Source organism: Pseudomonas izuensis, assembly GCF_009861505.1.
In the GTDB taxonomy this organism is placed as follows: domain Bacteria; phylum Pseudomonadota; class Gammaproteobacteria; order Pseudomonadales; family Pseudomonadaceae; genus Aquipseudomonas; species Aquipseudomonas izuensis.
In genome coordinates, this window is record NZ_WTFT01000092.1 from 1 (window position 1) to 542 (window position 542).

Annotated in this window: 1 protein-coding gene; it reads right to left on the reverse strand. The window is 60.7% G+C overall.

Going from position 1 to position 542, the window contains the following annotated elements:
• A partial coding sequence (locus GPL81_RS31025; RefSeq protein WP_246219018.1) for an aconitase family protein occupies positions 1–542 on the reverse strand: 542 nt, incomplete at both ends.

The following is a 542-nucleotide window of genomic DNA, read 5'->3' on the forward strand; positions in this document are numbered from 1 at the left end:
CGATTTCCAGGATGCGGCCGGAGAAGGCGTTTTTCTTGCCTTTCTTCTCGACGGTCAACAGACCTTTCTGGATCGCGAAGTAAGGAATGGCATGAACCAGGTCACGCAGGGTGACGCCAGGTTGCATTTTGCCTTTGAAGCGCACCAGGATCGATTCCGGCATGTCCAGCGGCATCACGCCGGTGGCAGCGGCGAACGCTACCAGGCCGGAACCGGCCGGGAACGAAATGCCCATCGGGAAACGGGTGTGGGAGTCACCACCGGTACCGACGGTGTCTGGCAGCAGCATGCGGTTCAGCCACGAGTGGATGATGCCGTCGCCCGGACGCAGGGAAACGCCGCCACGGGTCATGATGAAGTCAGGCAGGGTGTGGTGGGTGGTCACGTCGATCGGCTTTGGATAAGCCGCGGTGTGGCAGAACGACTGCATCACCAGATCAGCGGAGAAGCCCAGGCACGCCAGGTCTTTCAGTTCGTCACGGGTCATTGGACCGGTGGTGTCCTGAGAGCCCACGGTGGTCATTTTCGGTTCGCAGTAGGTG